At 37.7% G+C, this 15,036-nt stretch carries 12 protein-coding genes; 8 read left to right on the top strand and 4 right to left on the bottom strand.

Annotated elements, in window-relative coordinates; all coding sequences use genetic code 11:
- Positions 1-50 precede the first annotated feature (50 nt).
- Positions 51-1,232 carry an MFS transporter gene (locus tag IGJ93_RS11185; protein ID WP_067482946.1) on the top strand — a complete coding sequence of 394 codons (1,182 nt, stop codon included), beginning with the start codon at positions 51-53 and terminating at the stop codon, positions 1,230-1,232.
- A 90-nt stretch (positions 1,233-1,322) separates the two neighbouring features.
- On the opposite strand, the gene IGJ93_RS11180 is transcribed toward IGJ93_RS11185, so the two are convergent.
- Positions 1,323-2,879 carry an ABC-F family ATP-binding cassette domain-containing protein gene (locus IGJ93_RS11180; protein ID WP_430596945.1) on the bottom strand — a complete coding sequence of 519 codons (1,557 nt, stop codon included), beginning with the start codon at positions 2,877-2,879 and terminating at the stop codon, positions 1,323-1,325.
- A 236-nt stretch (positions 2,880-3,115) separates the two neighbouring features.
- Here IGJ93_RS11180 and nagB point away from each other — a divergent pair, with 236 nt between their 5' ends.
- The 3 genes from nagB (at position 3,116) to IGJ93_RS11165 (ending at position 7,072) form a co-directional block, all read left to right on the top strand.
- Positions 3,116-3,817 carry a glucosamine-6-phosphate deaminase gene (nagB, locus tag IGJ93_RS11175; protein WP_071868941.1) on the top strand — a complete coding sequence of 234 codons (702 nt, stop codon included), beginning with the start codon at positions 3,116-3,118 and terminating at the stop codon, positions 3,815-3,817.
- Positions 3,818-4,509: 692 nt separating this feature from the next.
- Entirely contained in the window at positions 4,510-6,252 is a 1,743-nt protein-coding gene (locus IGJ93_RS11170) for a DUF2264 domain-containing protein (protein ID WP_075491277.1), read from the top strand.
- Positions 6,239-7,072, top strand: coding sequence for a hypothetical protein (locus IGJ93_RS11165; RefSeq protein WP_095803827.1), 834 nt, complete (start codon positions 6,239-6,241; stop codon positions 7,070-7,072). Before IGJ93_RS11170 ends, IGJ93_RS11165 begins: the two co-directional genes overlap by 14 nt.
- 460 nt (positions 7,073-7,532) lie before the next feature.
- Here the strand turns inward: IGJ93_RS11165 and IGJ93_RS11160 are convergent, their stop codons facing one another.
- From IGJ93_RS11160 to IGJ93_RS11150, 3 genes are all read right to left on the bottom strand, one after another.
- Complete coding sequence (locus IGJ93_RS11160) at positions 7,533-9,332, bottom strand: glycoside hydrolase family 35 protein (RefSeq protein WP_067482935.1); 1,800 nt, start codon at positions 9,330-9,332, stop codon at positions 7,533-7,535.
- A gap of 12 nt (positions 9,333-9,344) precedes the next feature.
- Positions 9,345-10,550: a glycoside hydrolase family 88 protein gene (locus IGJ93_RS11155; protein WP_071868944.1), complete on the bottom strand. Its 1,206-nt coding sequence runs from the start codon at positions 10,548-10,550 to the stop codon at positions 9,345-9,347.
- Between the two features lie 128 nt (positions 10,551-10,678).
- Positions 10,679-11,386, bottom strand: coding sequence for a GntR family transcriptional regulator (locus tag IGJ93_RS11150; protein WP_067482933.1), 708 nt, complete (start codon positions 11,384-11,386; stop codon positions 10,679-10,681).
- 229 nt (positions 11,387-11,615) lie between these two features.
- Between IGJ93_RS11150 and IGJ93_RS11145 the strand changes: the two genes are divergently transcribed.
- The 4 genes from IGJ93_RS11145 to IGJ93_RS11130 all read left to right on the top strand — a co-directional run bounded on the left by IGJ93_RS11145 (position 11,616) and on the right by IGJ93_RS11130 (position 14,972).
- Positions 11,616-12,542, top strand: a complete 927-nt coding sequence (locus tag IGJ93_RS11145) for a PTS mannose/fructose/sorbose transporter subunit IIAB (protein ID WP_075491273.1) — start codon at positions 11,616-11,618, stop codon at positions 12,540-12,542.
- A gap of 19 nt (positions 12,543-12,561) precedes the next feature.
- Complete coding sequence (locus IGJ93_RS11140) at positions 12,562-13,356, top strand: PTS mannose/fructose/sorbose/N-acetylgalactosamine transporter subunit IIC (protein ID WP_067482931.1); 795 nt, start codon at positions 12,562-12,564, stop codon at positions 13,354-13,356.
- Positions 13,343-14,149 carry a PTS system mannose/fructose/sorbose family transporter subunit IID gene (locus IGJ93_RS11135; RefSeq protein ID WP_067482929.1) on the top strand — a complete coding sequence of 269 codons (807 nt, stop codon included), beginning with the start codon at positions 13,343-13,345 and terminating at the stop codon, positions 14,147-14,149. The genes IGJ93_RS11140 and IGJ93_RS11135 overlap by 14 nt, the downstream gene beginning before the upstream one ends.
- A gap of 112 nt (positions 14,150-14,261) precedes the next feature.
- A complete protein-coding gene (locus IGJ93_RS11130; protein ID WP_067482927.1) occupies positions 14,262-14,972 on the top strand; it encodes an MgtC/SapB family protein in 711 nt (236 codons plus the stop codon).
- Positions 14,973-15,036 lie beyond the last annotated feature (64 nt).

Raw genomic sequence — 15,036 nt, 5'->3', positions numbered from 1 at the left:
CATTTTTTTTATGAAAGAGCTACACTATTAGTTGGAAGTGAGGGGAAAGAATGGAACAAAAAAACCAAATTCAACTAACAGGAGCATTGACGACTTTACTAGCAACTACTTGTGGTGTAGTGGTTGCCAATATGTATTATATCCAACCGATTGGAACAAAAGTAGCAACAAGTTTTTCAGTTAGTACGAGTGCAATTGGTATTTTAACCATGTTGACGCAACTCGGCTATGCTTTAGGCTTATTATTCTTAGTGCCATTGGGCGATGTGGTAAATCGACCTAAATTGATTATTCGAATGGCTGCATTGTCTGCTATTTCGTTGTTGGCTGCTTTTTTTGCGCCATCGTTTACGTTATTTGCATGTGCATCTTTCTTAATTGGTTTACTGTCTATTGTGCCACAAATCATTATTCCGTATGGCGCTGTCTTAGCGGGCTCAGCCGCACGCGGAAAAGTAATGGGACAATTATTAAGTGGTTTATTGATTGGGATTTTATTATCGAGAACAGTATCAGGAATTATTGCCAGCGTGTTTTCTTGGCGAATGGTCTATTTATTTGCGTTGCTTGCTGTGGGGCTGTTAACAGCGTTGCTTTATGTGAAATTGCCGAGGACGCAAGAAAGTCGAAAAGCATCAGTTTCTTATATCGATTCTTTGAAGAGCTTACCGCATTTATTTGCATCTCAACGTTTATTACGTGAATCAGCATTCAACGGCTTTTTTATGTTTGGAACGTTTTCTATTTTTTGGTCAACTTTGATTTTTTATATTAGCAGTCCTGTTTATCATTGGGGCACATTTGAAGCAGGGATCTTAGCGATTTTTGGTTTGTCGGGAGCTGTTGCAGCACCGATTGTTGGGCGTTTAGCAGATTCCTATTCCGAAAGAAAGATTATTTCGATGGGATTGTGGATGCAAACACTTAGTTTTGTCTTACTTTTGATTGGCGGAGATCATCTAACGCTTCTATTATTTGCAATTATTTTATTAGATGTTGGTAATCAATTTGGTCAAGTTTCTAACCAAGCACGTGTTCAAGGTCTTGGTGAAGAAGCAAGTAACCGGAATAATACGATTTTCATGTTTATGTATTTTATCGGGGGAGCAACAGGTTCGTTAGTAGGAACAACGATGTGGGAACATTTTGGCTGGATGGGTGTCACACTTGCAGGACTCGCTTTTCAAGCATGTGCCTATTTCTGTCAATTGGTTTTATTCCGCAAGAAATAAAGAGTTAGTAATAATCAAAAACAAAAAAAGGTGAAACAAAACGTATTTTCGTTTTGCTTCACCTTTTTTGTTTTGACACCTGTCATTTGCTCAGTGCTTGCTGCTGTACGTTGCTTCATTCGTTTCGATCTCAATCACTCGATCAACCAGTTCTTGATAAAATTCTTGTTCATGGGAAACAACTAAGACAGTTCCTGTAAATTGTTGTATTTCTTTTTGCAAGCTTGCTTTTGTTTCGTGATCAATATGGTTAGTGGGCTCATCTAAAATCAGGAGATTGCCACTGTTCATAGTCATCTGTGCAAGTTTTACTTTTGTTTGCTCACCACCACTTAGCGTAGCTAGAGGTTCGCTTGCCAGCTGGTTAACTAAGCCAGCTTTGGCTAATTGACGACGTAATTCTTTGATCGTTGCTTTTGGAAAGTGCCCACTTAAATATTGCAAAGGTGTTTCTAATGGGTTTTCCCAAGTTAGGTCTTGCGAAAAATAATTGATTTTGGTGTTTTCTGGAAAATGAAAATCACCATCTAACTGTTTGATTTCACCAATTAAGGTTTTAAGCAGTGTTGATTTTCCGATTCCGTTAAAGCCACGAATCGCAACCGTTTCCCCAAAGCGAATAGTCAAGTTGATAGGTGCTAGTAGAGGTCGTTCATACCCAATGACTAAATCGGTTGTCTCTAGTGCTAATGTTGTCACGATTGGTGTGAAAGGAAAATCAAATACTGCAGTTGCTGTGTTGGTTGGTGGCTTCAATCGATCAACTTTATCTAATTGTTTTTGGCGACTCTTTGCCATTGTCGAGCGAGAACCGGCTTTGTATTTACGAATATAGGCTTCTGTTTTCTCAATTTGTTTTTGTTGCGCATAATATTGACGTAAATAACTTTCTCGGTTTTGTTCTTTTTGTTTCAAAGCCTGTTTTAGATGGCCAGTGTATTTCGTTAATTGACCGAATTCAATATCAGCAATGTGTGTAGTGATTTGGTCTAAAAATTCTTGATCGTGGGAAATCACGATATACGCACCTTGAAAGCTTTGCAGAAATTGTGTCAGCCATTGAATGTGTTGATCGTCTAAATGGTTCGTGGGTTCGTCCAAGATTAAAACATCAGGATTTTCTAAAAGTAATTTAGCTAAAATCACTTTTGAACGTTGTCCACCGCTTAGTTCTTTTAACAATGTGTTGGCTCCCAACACATCTAAGCCAAGTCCGCTACTCATTTCAGCGACAAGTGTATCAATTTGATAAAAGATTCCTTGATCGAGTTCGGTTTGTAATTTTCCTGCCTTTTCAAGTAGTGAATCATCAAAAGTTTCACCGTATTGGGTATAAAGCTCGCCAATTTTTTGTTCTTTTTCAAATTCATCGGCATAAGCAGTTTTCAGAAACTCTTGGATTGTCAATTGTTCGTCAACTTCGACATACTGGTCTAAATAGCCACGATGAATATTCTTTTGCCATTGGATATGACCGTTATCTGGCAAAATTTCCCCTGTGATAATTTTAATCAGGGTACTTTTACCCGCACCATTTTGACCAATCAGTCCTAAATGTTCACCAGCATTTAATTGCAGTTGGACATCTTCATAAAGAATTTTATCACCGAATTGTTGGGTGATATTTGTTAGTGTTAATATACTCATAATTTCTCCTTCTTAATAGTAAAAAAACTGCAGACAATTGTGTCCGCAGTCATCAAGTATCCTGGTTAAAGTGCAGCAAAAATCAATTTAATTATCTCGTCTTATGCAAACTAACACAGATGAATGAAAAATGTCAAGAAAACGAAAAAAAACGAATTTGGTCTATACTAATTATTGTAATTCCAAAAAAAGGGTGCTATAATTGGGCTATACCAAAACACAAAGGAGTAATCACTATGGAAATCATTCGTGTGAAAAACGCTGAAGAAGGCGGCAAAAAAGCTTTTGAAATAATCAAAGACGGCATGGAAAATGGGGCAAAGGTTTTAGGCTTGGCAACAGGTAGTACACCAATTACTTTATATAAAGAAATGACTTCAAGCGACATTGATTTTAGTGACATGACTTCTGTTAACTTAGATGAGTATGTTGGACTAGGCGGATCAGATGAACAAAGCTACCGTCATTTTATGAATGTTCAATTATTTGATAAAAAACCATTCAAAGCAACTTATGTACCAAATGGTAAAGCGGAGGATTTAGGTGCTGCATGTAAAGAATATGACAAAACAATTGATGAAAATCCAATTGATATTCAAATCTTAGGAATTGGTCAAAATGGACACATTGGTTTCAATGAACCTGGTGCGCCACTTGATGGAACAACTTCTGTCGTTGACTTAACTGAATCAACAATCAATGCAAATAAACGTTTCTTTGATAAAGTGGAAGATGTACCAACTAAAGCTGTTTCAATGGGAATTGGTTCAATTCTTAAAGGTAAGAAAATCGTCTTGATGGCTTATGGCGAAAACAAAGCAGATGCAATCAAAGGAATGGTGGATGGACCTGTGACGACAGAAATGCCAGCAAGTGCATTGCAAAACCATGATGACGTTGTTGTAATCATCGACGAAGAAGCTGCAAGTAAACTGTAAAGAAAAGGTTGTGGTTCCAAGCGACTAGCTCCGAAAAAATAGCAAACAGGCGCACAAAATAGCTCTTCATATTTTGGTGAGACTGTGAGCTATTTCGAGGAGTTGCTTGGGGAACACCGTGAATGAGGTTGTGGCGCAAAGCGTTTAGCTTCGAAAAAATAATGAGCAACTGACAAAAATAGCATTCCATATTTTTAGGCAGTTACGAATTATTTCGAGGAGTTGCTTGGGGAACACCGTGAATGAGGTTGTGGTTCCAAGCGTTAAACTTCAAGCAATAAGGAATTTTTTATAGAAATAGTTTCTCATGTTTTTATGAAAAAAAGACTTATTGCCGAAGGAGTTGCTTTGGGAACACCATTTGCTCGAAAACAGGAGGCATGACAAAACTTTTGTCATGCCTCCTGTTTTGTTGTATGAACTTAGATGAAACGAACGATTCGTGGTAGCCAGTTTTATTTTTAAAAGGGTAAAATTATTTGATAAATTTTTTTTCATTTGTTTTAGGTTAAGTAAAAAAGAAAAGCTGGCTGAATCCTTGAGGTTGAAAATGCTTAGTGCTAAGTTAATAGGTTAAGTTAGTAGCTAAAAAATTTTTTTCTCATCTAACATTCATTTTGAAAGAAATGTTGGGTTGAAAAAGCAGTGATGCCTTGTTATTCTTGACTGAAAGAGGTAAGGGGGGAGCTTGGATGTATCAGCAAGAGAGCCATCATTTTTTTACGCGCGAAGATTTTCAACATGCATTGGAAGAGATGATTCAGCCTTTACGAAATGAGATGATTCATTCGGAATTGGCCGGATTACACTTGGGGAGTAGCGGAGCAGTATACGATCAAAAACGCGCGGATATGGAAGCGCTTATCCGCGTGCTTTGGGGATTAGGACCATACTGGACGATGAATCAAGAGGATGAATTAAGAGATGTTTATATCCAAAAAGTTTCAAACGGAACCGACCCAGATAGTCCATACTACTGGGGGACAGTCGAAGACTACGATCAATATATTGTTGAAATGGCGGCACTTTCGCTAAATTTATTATTAAACAAAGATTCTTTTTGGGTAGAAATGTCTACAACGAGTCAACGCAATCTTGTTGCTTGGCTAGCACAAGCTTTGGATAAAAAAATTCCGAAAAATAATTGGACTTTTTTCAAAGTATTGATTCGTTTGGCATTAGCTCATTGTGGAGAAAAGTTGAATCGTGAAAAGTTAATTGAAGAGCTGACTTTAATTGATACAATGGCGATTGAAAATGGTTGGTATGTAGATGGTAAACCAACGCAAAAAGATTATTATGTACCTTTTGCTTTTCATTATTATGGGTTGATTTTTGCGAAATTTATGAAGGAAGAACTGCCAGAATGGGCAGATAAATTTATTGATCGAGCAAGACGGTTTACACAAGAATTTATTTATTTTTTTGACTCAGCTGGCGAAGCATTACCTTACGGACGAAGTCTGACTTATCGATTTGCGCAAGGTGCATTTTTTTCGGCACTGATTTTTGCAGAAGTGGAAGCAATTCCTTGGGGACAAATAAAAACACTTTTATCGAATCATCTACAGACCTGGTTGGCACATGATATCTTTACTTTTGATGGCCGATTGTCAATTGGTTATCACTATGAGAATCTTGTGATGGCGGAAGGATATAATGCACCAGGATCGCCTTATTGGGCATTTAAATTTTTCTTGTTATTAGCCACGGAACCAGCACATCCATTTTGGCAAGCAGAGCCAGAATCAATTGTAAAAAAAGAAAATCAGATAGTTACTGCGGGGAATATGTTCGTCGTTCAGGCAAAAAATGGGCAACATGTCCTGGGCTATCCATTTGGAAATCTAGTGCATAACCAAGCTCATGCTGAAGCAAAGTACAGTAAATTTGTTTATTCGACCAAGTTTGGGTTCAGTGTTCCAAAAGCTAGTTCTGAGTATGAAGCAGGTGCGTTTGATAATGTTCTGGCAGTTTCTAGAGATGGTCAGTATTACCGAGTGAAAGGAGAAGTCATTGATTATCACGCAGATAACAATTGTGTAAGTTATCTCTGGCGACCGTTTAGAGAAGTAGAAATTCAGACAGAAATTTATCCATTTGGTGAATGGCATGTGCGAGTGCATGAAATCAAAACGACAATCCCAATCGAAATCAGAGAAGGTGGATTTAGTTTGCCGTTAAAAGGGAAAAACATTGGGGGGATAATTGAACCATTATCCGCGAAAATCATTTCAGAAGAACTATGTTCGCAAATTATAGCGATTGAAGGATATGAGAAAGCAAAGATAACGCAACTGGAAGCAAATACTTCTTTGTTTTTTCCACGAACTAGTTTACCGTATTTAAAAAATCAGTTGCAACCAGGAACGCATCGCTTGATTTGTTTAGTTGGTGGCATAACAGTAGAGGGAGAGAAACATGCTGAAAATTAGTTTGAAGGATCAATACAATCAACCAATTATTGGAAAAATCGATCATGACAAAGAGACAGGTCCATTTGAAGCAAGAGGAGAAGAAATGGCTGTCTTGGCAATCAAAGATTACCGTTATCAGTTGGGAGATAAAGTCGTAGTGACTACAGAGGCAAATGAAAGTTATTTTGTCGTTCAGTTAGATGAAACATTAGCACCAAATTTAATCTATTTGCCCGAAGAAAAATGGGAATATCATTTTCCATTGGAGGCGTCCTTGACGAAATCAAGTGTAGAAACTGGATTTCAATCAGCTCGCCATCAGTTGATGATTCGCAAAGCTTATGAGTTTGAAATCACTAACTATCAAAACTTGTCCATCAACACACACGACCAAAAAAATGATTCAGGTGCTTACCCACATGCTTTTGCAAATGTAGAAACACGAAATGATTCTGTCTTTTTTGCTAAAAATGCAATTGATGGTAAATATGGAAACCTTTCTCATGGCTCCTATCCATTTGCTTCATGGGGGATCAATCAACAAGCAGATGCAGAGTTAGTTATCGATTTTGGACGAGTGATTGAGACAGACCGGGTACAAGTACTCTTTCGTGGCGATTATCCACATGATAGTTTTTGGACAGAGATCACTTTACTTTTTTCAGATGGCGAAACGTTGGTTGTACCAACAACAAATACTTTGTCATTTCAAGAAATTACTTTCCCCATGAAAAAGACAAGCAAACTAACAATCAAAAACTTGAAAAAAGCAAATGATGATTCACCATTTCCTGCATTGACACAAATCGAAGTCTTTGGACGAAATAGTCATGAATAACAAAAGAATAAATCACAGAAGGCTGAAGTAACTGATTCAGCCTTCTGTGATTTATTCTAGTAATGTATGCTATTCATCGAAATGGATGTTTTAAGCCATAAATTAAAAAAGGGATTGCCAAAGTCTCTCCACGTTGGCAATCCCTCTTTTTCATAGAAATAGGAGAAGTTATTTTTAAAAAGATGTTCTTATTGCTCGAAAGCTGCTTGGAGCCGCAACCTCATTCACGGTGTTCCCCAAGCAACTCCTTCGGCAATAAGTCTTTTTTTCATAAAAACATGAGAAACTATTTCTATGAAAAATTCCTTATTGCTTGAAGTTTAACGCTTGGAGCCACAACCTCATTCACGGTGTTCCCAAGCAACTCCTTCAAAACAAGCATAAATTACTCAAAAATTTGAGAAGCAATTTTCGTTAATTTATGCTTATTTATTGGAGCTGGGCACTTCTTTCACAACCTCTACAGGTTTGGCCGATCAATAACCTTTTCTTTCGGCATATCAACGAAGCAAAGCTCCTCGATTTCAATACCTTCCGTCTCAAAAATCACAAGTTCATTTTCTCCTTGCTTCAAGAAACTTTTTGGACAATATAGAGTTAGAAGTGGTCCTTGATTCCAGTAACGTCCTAGATTGATTCCGTTAACGACCACAACGCCTTTACCATAACGAGAACAATCAATAAAGGTATCAGCTGTTTCTGCTAAATCAAACTTAAATTGATAAAATGAAGGTTGCTCTGGCACTTTTCCAGCTTGATAATCAATTTTTTCGAGTTGTTCTTTTTCCAACGTCAATGGATAGTGAACATATCCTTGATGAAAATGGATATCTTGCATGATTCCTCCACGAATACCTTTTGATTGCTCGGGGCCGTTTAATTTTGCTCCGTAATTTACTCGACCTAAATTTTCTACTAATACATCAATTTGGATTACTTCGTTTTCTTTTTGACCAGCAATCATAATTTCTTCGCCAAGTGTTTCTTGATATTGTGTAGCCTGATGTTCGCCATCACTATAGATATGTGCGCGATCACTAGTTTCGACAAGTCGTAATTTATTTTTGTGCTGATAATTTTTCCACTGAGCAGAATACAGCACATAACCGTAACCTGTACTGATGTTTTCCATGGTTAGTGGGTAAGGCGAAGCAATTCCTGCCATCATTTGATCTTTTGTTTTGAAAAAAGAAACACTTTCTGTCACTGGATAGTTCCCAAGAGCACTTATTTTTTTCGTTCTTGGTTCTGCTTGCCAAACATCAGGACAGACCTCTTTGATTGCTTGTTGCACAAGATAGTACTTTTCAGTTGGTTCACCAGCTTCAGTTAACAACGCATCATAATCATAGCTTGTGACTTGTGGTAAGTCCAACATTCCTCGAGCTGAACAACCATTATAGAAACCGAAATTTGTACCGCCATGAAACATATACAGATTAAGCGAGCCAACCTCCAGCATCTCTTTGACTTCATTTGCTAAATCTTGGGCATCTCGTTTGATAATAGGTTCGTTCCAACGATTGAACCAGCCATCCCAGTATTCCATACACATGATGGGCCAATTTTTTCCATGTTGTTGCATAAATGTTTTTAAAACGTTTGCATTTTCTTTTGAATGGCTACCAAAGTTTCCAGTGACAAATACATCATCTTCAATCAATGTACCCGCATCTAAAACTTCAGGCCAAGAACCATCGGAGGTAAATAACGGAATAGTGATTGCAAAAGATTCAATCAATTGCTTTGTTTGTCGAAGATATTCTTTTTCCATGCCATAAGAACCATACTCATTTTCGATTTGCATCATGATAACAGGACCACCTTGAGAAACTTGAAGGGGTGCTAGTTTTGGTAACAAAACAGTGTAATAATTTTTGACTTTTTCCATAAATCGAGGGTCAGTCGAACGTAATCTTATACCAGATTCTTTCAAAAGCCAAGCTGGTAAACCACCAAATTCCCACTCAGCACAGATGTAAACAGAAGGACGTAAAATGACCATCAAACCTAATTCTTGTGCTAAGTTAACAAAAGCGACAACATCTTTCATTCCTTCAAAATCAAAAGTTCCCTCTTTAGGTTCATGGATGTTCCATGGAATGTAAGTTTCTACCGTGTTGGCGCCTAAAGCTTTTAAGTTATACAGGCTGTCTTCCCACTGAGCAGGTGCTAGTCGAAAGTAGTGAATTGCTCCGCTGATTAATTTGATGGGTTCTCCATCAAGTAAAAAATCTTCTTTGATTTCAAATGTCTGCATCTTTTTTTCTCCTCACCAATATTTTTTCCACTCGGGATTTGCTAAACGCATGAGTGCTTCGAAATAAAAATAGTCGCCCCAAAGATTTGGTTCATCAATGCCTTTTCCTTCGGCGTGTGCGTAGACACCGTGTAGTAGAAGACCTTCGTTTACAGTTTCATGTTTGGCTGAATACTTTTCTCCTAATTGATAAATCATTCCTTGAGCTAATTCCTTCGCGGCTGGATAGGCGTTACTTTTTTCTGCTTCCAGCAGGCCACATGCAGTAATTGCTAGGGCAGAACTGTCTTTGTCTGAAGGGACTTGGTCATTAAAATCAAAGTCCCAGTAAGGAACGAGATCTTGAGGCAAGTTAGTTAGAAAGACATCAACGATTTCGTTATAGTTTTGTGGAAAGCCAGCATTTGTTAACGACGTATCTTTCTGTGCCCCATTTTCTTGCTTATTTTGTGAATAGCTTTCGTTTAATGGGATACCCAAAATTGCCCAGCTTTGTCCACGTGCCCAAATCGAATCATCACTGTTTCCTTGATGAGTGGCACCGTGGCTGGGTTTGCCGGTTAGCGGATCAAAATAATAAGTATGGAAAGTTGTCGCATTTTCTCGAATAACCGTTTTTAGTAAAGTCTGATAGTGCTTTTGGGCAACTTCTTGATAGCGCATATCTCCAGAAATCTCTGTTGCACGAAAGAGCAATGGCAAATTAATTAGTGAGTCAATGATTAGTCGATACTCTTTGGGGTCACCCAATTTTCCCCAAGCTTGAATAAACTGTCCTTTTTTTTGAAAACGTGCCATTAAAACATCTGCAGCTTGTAAAATTTGTTGCTGACATAACAAACTGTCGGTAACAGTATAGCCCGCGCCGGCAGATAAACTATATAAAAAGCCGATATCGTGGTGATCTAAAACAAAATGATTTTCTAATCGCTCTTGAAAGCTATGGATATTTTCCATCGCACGAACTAAAAATGTCTCTCTCCCAGTCCATTCGTAAGCGAGCCAAAGCATCCCAGTCCAAAAACCATTTGTCCAATCATCATTTGGTTTGATTCGATAGTTTCCGTTTGTTGCACAGGCAGAAGGGAAATCTAACCCATAACGTTGCATGTTGGCTTCGATTGTTTGACAGCACCAATCTAATTGTTGTGTCAACCAGTCTTGTTGTACGTTGCTACCGAGTTGAATCAGTTCCTGTTTCTTATCTTGAAGTTTCATGAGAGCCTCCTTTTAACTTGTTAACATATTAACTTAGATTAGTATACCGTACTTAACTACAAAAAGCGAATATTCCATTTCTTTTTATTTATTTAAAAAAAGGATAGAAACGCAAAAAAAGTGGTCGCTTACTCAGCTTCCACTTCGATTTTTGTTTTGAAATATTTCCAATGTTTATAACTGACGATATATTCTGCAACACTTTGATCAGCTAAGTAAGAATGTTTGACTTGTTTGACGACAGGTTCTCTAAAACTTAACTGTAATAAATTCAATAATTCTGAGTTATCAGAAAAAATAATTTCGTCTGTTTCAACAGAAGACAAAGAGAATAAATCAATATCAAAGTCTTTACGTACTCGCTCATAAATGCTTGCGTAGGTTGAGAGATCTTTTGTCAGTGGTTCTTTTACTAACTTCTTAGGTAGATGAGTGATATGTAAAAGAAAAGGGACGTCTTCAAAAAAACGAACACGTTTGATTTTATAGTAGGAAGCATTGGCAGGTAAGCCCAGTTCCTTTAAAATAGTAGGGTGATTTTCTTCTTCAATAGCTAAAACTTTGACTTTCTCTTTATCTAAAGAATGAAGTTCAATATCAGAGAATTTCACACTTTGGGAGACTTTTGATTTAGAAACAAAAGTTCCTTTTCCTTGAATACGGTAAAGATAGCCAGCTGTCGTCAACTCATTTAATGCTTTGACAGCTGTGATTGAGCTGACAGAATATTTTTGTTTGATGTCAGCTTCTGAATAGAATTTATCGCCAGGAATAAATTTATGTTTTTTTATTTCCGCTAATAAATCTTGCTTAATTTGTTCATATTTGGGAATCATTCGATTATACCCTCCATTCTCTGCGGTAAATACTAACTAGTAGCATAACATGTTAACTTTAGTTTAGCAATTGATTATCGCTAGGCCAATTCACAAAATGTGATTTTTATCGAAAAAAATATAATATGTTAAGATGTTAGGTTTACGTGGAGAAAGTGGTGTGATATAGTATGGGTAAGCAAAACATAATATGTTAAGTTGAATATTCAATTTTGGGGGAGGAAGACAGATGAGAAATATCCTATTGATTAGCCATGGGAATATGGCGGAAGGAGTCAAAGCAAGTTTGGAGATGATTGTCGGTAAGCAGGCACATGTTCACACAGCTTCTTTGAAACCAGACGGGGATAATCTACAATTTGAAAATGAATTAGAAGAAAAAATGAAAGCCCTTAACGGCGAGACTTTGATCATTGCCGATTTATTGGGTGGAACACCGTGCAATGTTGCATTGACTAACTATCTTGAAAATGACGAGGTAGAAATCATTGCGGGAATGTCTTTACCATTAGTCATTGAAGCTACATTGAATAGCCATGCTAGTGTTAGTGAGTTGATTCAGCTATCGATAAGTGGGATTACAAATGTTAAAAAGAAAATGCTGGAAGCCGAAGTAGAAAAAGATCCGGTTGTTTCCAATGAAGATTTAGAAAAATACAAAGAATATGAAGGCAAAGCCAACATCGTGAATGTCCGCATCGACGAACGATTGATTCATGGACAGGTTGCAGGTATCTGGTCACCTAGCTTGAATACACAGCGAATCATTGTGATTAACGATGAAGCAGCTACAGATTCTTTACAAAAATCTTCACTAAGAATGGCAGCGCCTACATCTATGCGACTTTCAGTTTTAGATGTTGCTACTGCAGCTAAAAATATCCAATCAGGTAAGTACGGTAAGCAAAGAATATTCTTGGTCTTTAAAAATCCAACTGATGTATTGAGATACTTAGAAGCTGGTGGTCAATTGGAAACGGTCAATGTTGGAAACATGAGTTATAAGGAAGGCGCAAGAGATGTAACGAAGAGTATCAAAGTATTGAAAGAAGAAGAAATAGTTTTTGAAGCGATTGCCGCAAAAAAAGTGAAAGTAACTGCGCAATTGGTACCAAATGATCCAGTTATCGACTTTATGGAAAAATTAAGAAGCTAATATTAGGAGGAAGACAGCTATGCATTTAGAAATATATCAAATTATTCTTATTACTGTTTATGCTTTTATTGCCATTAATGATTCACTTATTTCAAATACACTAACGCAACCGGCAATTGCCGGAATGATTTCCGGAATGATTATGGGCGATTTAAAAACCGGATTAATGGTCGGTGGAACGCTTCAATTGATGCGTTTAGGTATCGCAGCATTTGGTGGCGCTTCAGTTCCTGATTACTTTACGGGAGCCGTGCTAGGAACTGCTTTTGCGGTGATTTCAGGTAAAGGGGCAGAGTATGGAATTGGGTTAGCTGTTCCAGTTTCTTTACTGATGCTGCAGCTTGATGTAGTAGCCCGCTTTTGTAATGTTTTCTTGCTACACCGCATTGATCGTGCAATTGATGATATGAAGATTAGTCGAATCCCTCGGCTTGTGTTATCAGGTTCTTTCCTATGGGGATTATCACGTGCGATTCCAATCTTGTTGATGTTACTTGTCGGTGATGCTGCTGTTTCAACAATTACTGAAAATACGCCTGCTTGGTTGATGGATGGACTAAAAACAGCTGGTGGTGTATTGCCAGTAGTTGGTATCGGAATCTTGCTACATTATCTTCCTACAAAACAATATATTCCATATTTGCTTTTAGGTTTCTTTTTAGCTGCTTATTTGCAAGTCCCAATGTTAGGTATTTCAATTGTGGGTGTGATTGCAGCAATGATTGTCTTTAAACGTGATAGCGAAAAAGCAGCAAGTGTTCAAACAGTAGCAAATACTGGAACTTTCGAGGGAGGATTTGATGGTGATGAATAATCAAAAACTAACAAAAAAAGAATTAAACGCAATTAGTTGGCGTTACATTTTAGGAAGTCAATTGAACTGGAACTATGAACGGATGATGAGTTCCGGGTATTTATACGGAATGTTGCCTGTCTTGAAAAAGTTTTATGGTGAAGATCCATTGGAATTGCAAGATATGTTACGAACACATAATCAGTTTTTTAACACAAACGCGATTTTTGGGAATTTGATTATGGGGATTGATGTCGCAATTGAAGAAGAAGATGGCTATCGAGCAAAAGATACGATCGTTGCGTTAAAAACAGCGTTGATGGGTTCACTTGCAGGTGTTGGGGACTCGTTATTCCACGTGATTTGGGGAACAATTTTTGGCTCAATTGCGGGTACCTTAGCTCAGAGTGGTTCAATTGTGGGATGTGTCATCTGGATTATTGCCAATATTGCTTTGTTATTTGGTCGAGCGGCTTTATTGCCATTGGGATATAAACAAGGGGTGAAGTTAGTTACGACCTTAAAAGATAAGTTATCTGCTTTTACGAATGCAGCGACTGTCTTAGGAGTTACGGTTATCGGGGCATTGATTCCTTCCGTTGTGAAAGCAACTGTACCGTTTGTCTATAAAAAAGATGGCGTAGAACTAGTGATTCAAGATACATTGGATGCTATTTTACCTGCACTAGTACCAGTGTTATTAGTTTTATTAACTTACTGGATGTTAGGTCATAAGAAATTGAATTCCACACGCGTTATCTGGATTATCTTGATTTTATCGATTGCGTTAAGTGCACTAGGAATTTTGGGCTAATCGTAAAGAAGACATGATTGAAAAGAAGACGACCAAATCAATGAGTATTTGGCTGTCTTCTTTTTTCTTACCCATAAAAAATGTGCTATATTGAATGGGAGGAGATGTTGAAATGGCAGATATGGTATTAACGATTCCAGAGATTACCTTGCGTTTAGGCTTGGCGATGTTATTTGGGGGCGCGATTGGTTTTGAAAGACAATATAAAAATCGTCCAGCGGGAATGCGCACACATATTTTAGTTTGCATGGGTGCATGTATTATTGCTTTGATCCAAGTGGAAATAGCTGGTGGGGCAGTGCAAGACGCAATGCAACATCCAGATCTTTCAGGTGTGATTCGTTCAGATGAAGCGAGATTGATTGCTCAAGTTGTTAGTGGGATTGGTTTTTTAGGTGCTGGGACAATTATTGTAACAAAGCGCTCGGTGACTGGATTGACAACGGCGGCCTCTCTTTGGGCAGGAGCCGGCCTAGGGATTGCAATCGGGATGGGTTTTTATTCGATTGCGATTATTAGTTTCATTGGTGTGATGATTGCTTTGACAATGGTTAAGCGAATTATTCACGTTCCAACGACAAAAAAATTAGAGATCCAATTTATTCACCGACAGGAGACCAAAGATTTTTTGTCTGATTATTTTGAAGCGAGAAAAATTAAAATTGAAGATGTGAATTTTGATGTTAAATTTGTCGAAGATTATCGCATTTACACGAATATTTACACAATTGATTTACCAAAAGGAATGACTTACACGGACGTGATTGAGGAACTTTCCACGTATAAAAATATTACTAAGTTGCGACTAGTTAGTCTTTCTTGATGAGCAGGAAAGAGGTTGTGGCGCAAAGCGTTCAGCTCTGACAAAATAATGAGCAACTGACAAA

The organism is Enterococcus sp. DIV0174, from assembly GCF_050529065.1.
GTDB lineage: Bacteria > Bacillota > Bacilli > Lactobacillales > Enterococcaceae > Enterococcus_B > Enterococcus_B thailandicus.
Note: the sequence above shows the minus strand (reverse complement) of the source record. Positions and strands in the feature narration are given on the sequence as shown.

Bases quoted from the DNA above. Each gene is read 5' to 3' on its own strand.
- IGJ93_RS11140 (WP_067482931.1), top strand. From the start codon at position 12,562: ATGCATTTAGAAATATATCAAATTATTCTTATTACTGTTTATGCTTTT.
- IGJ93_RS11150 (WP_067482933.1), bottom strand. From the start codon at position 11,386: ATGATTCCCAAATATGAACAAATTAAGCAAGATTTATTAGCGGAAATA.
- nagB (WP_071868941.1), top strand. From the start codon at position 3,116: ATGGAAATCATTCGTGTGAAAAACGCTGAAGAAGGCGGCAAAAAAGCT.
- IGJ93_RS11165 (WP_095803827.1), top strand. From the start codon at position 6,239: ATGCTGAAAATTAGTTTGAAGGATCAATACAATCAACCAATTATTGGA.
- IGJ93_RS11130 (WP_067482927.1), top strand. From the start codon at position 14,262: ATGGCAGATATGGTATTAACGATTCCAGAGATTACCTTGCGTTTAGGC.
- IGJ93_RS11160 (WP_067482935.1), bottom strand. From the start codon at position 9,332: ATGCAGACATTTGAAATCAAAGAAGATTTTTTACTTGATGGAGAACCC.
- IGJ93_RS11185 (WP_067482946.1), top strand. From the start codon at position 51: ATGGAACAAAAAAACCAAATTCAACTAACAGGAGCATTGACGACTTTA.
- IGJ93_RS11135 (WP_067482929.1), top strand. From the start codon at position 13,343: ATGGTGATGAATAATCAAAAACTAACAAAAAAAGAATTAAACGCAATT.
- IGJ93_RS11180 (WP_430596945.1), bottom strand. From the start codon at position 2,879: ATGAGTATATTAACACTAACAAATATCACCCAACAATTCGGTGATAAA.
- IGJ93_RS11145 (WP_075491273.1), top strand. From the start codon at position 11,616: ATGAGAAATATCCTATTGATTAGCCATGGGAATATGGCGGAAGGAGTC.
- IGJ93_RS11170 (WP_075491277.1), top strand. From the start codon at position 4,510: ATGTATCAGCAAGAGAGCCATCATTTTTTTACGCGCGAAGATTTTCAA.
- IGJ93_RS11155 (WP_071868944.1), bottom strand. From the start codon at position 10,550: ATGAAACTTCAAGATAAGAAACAGGAACTGATTCAACTCGGTAGCAAC.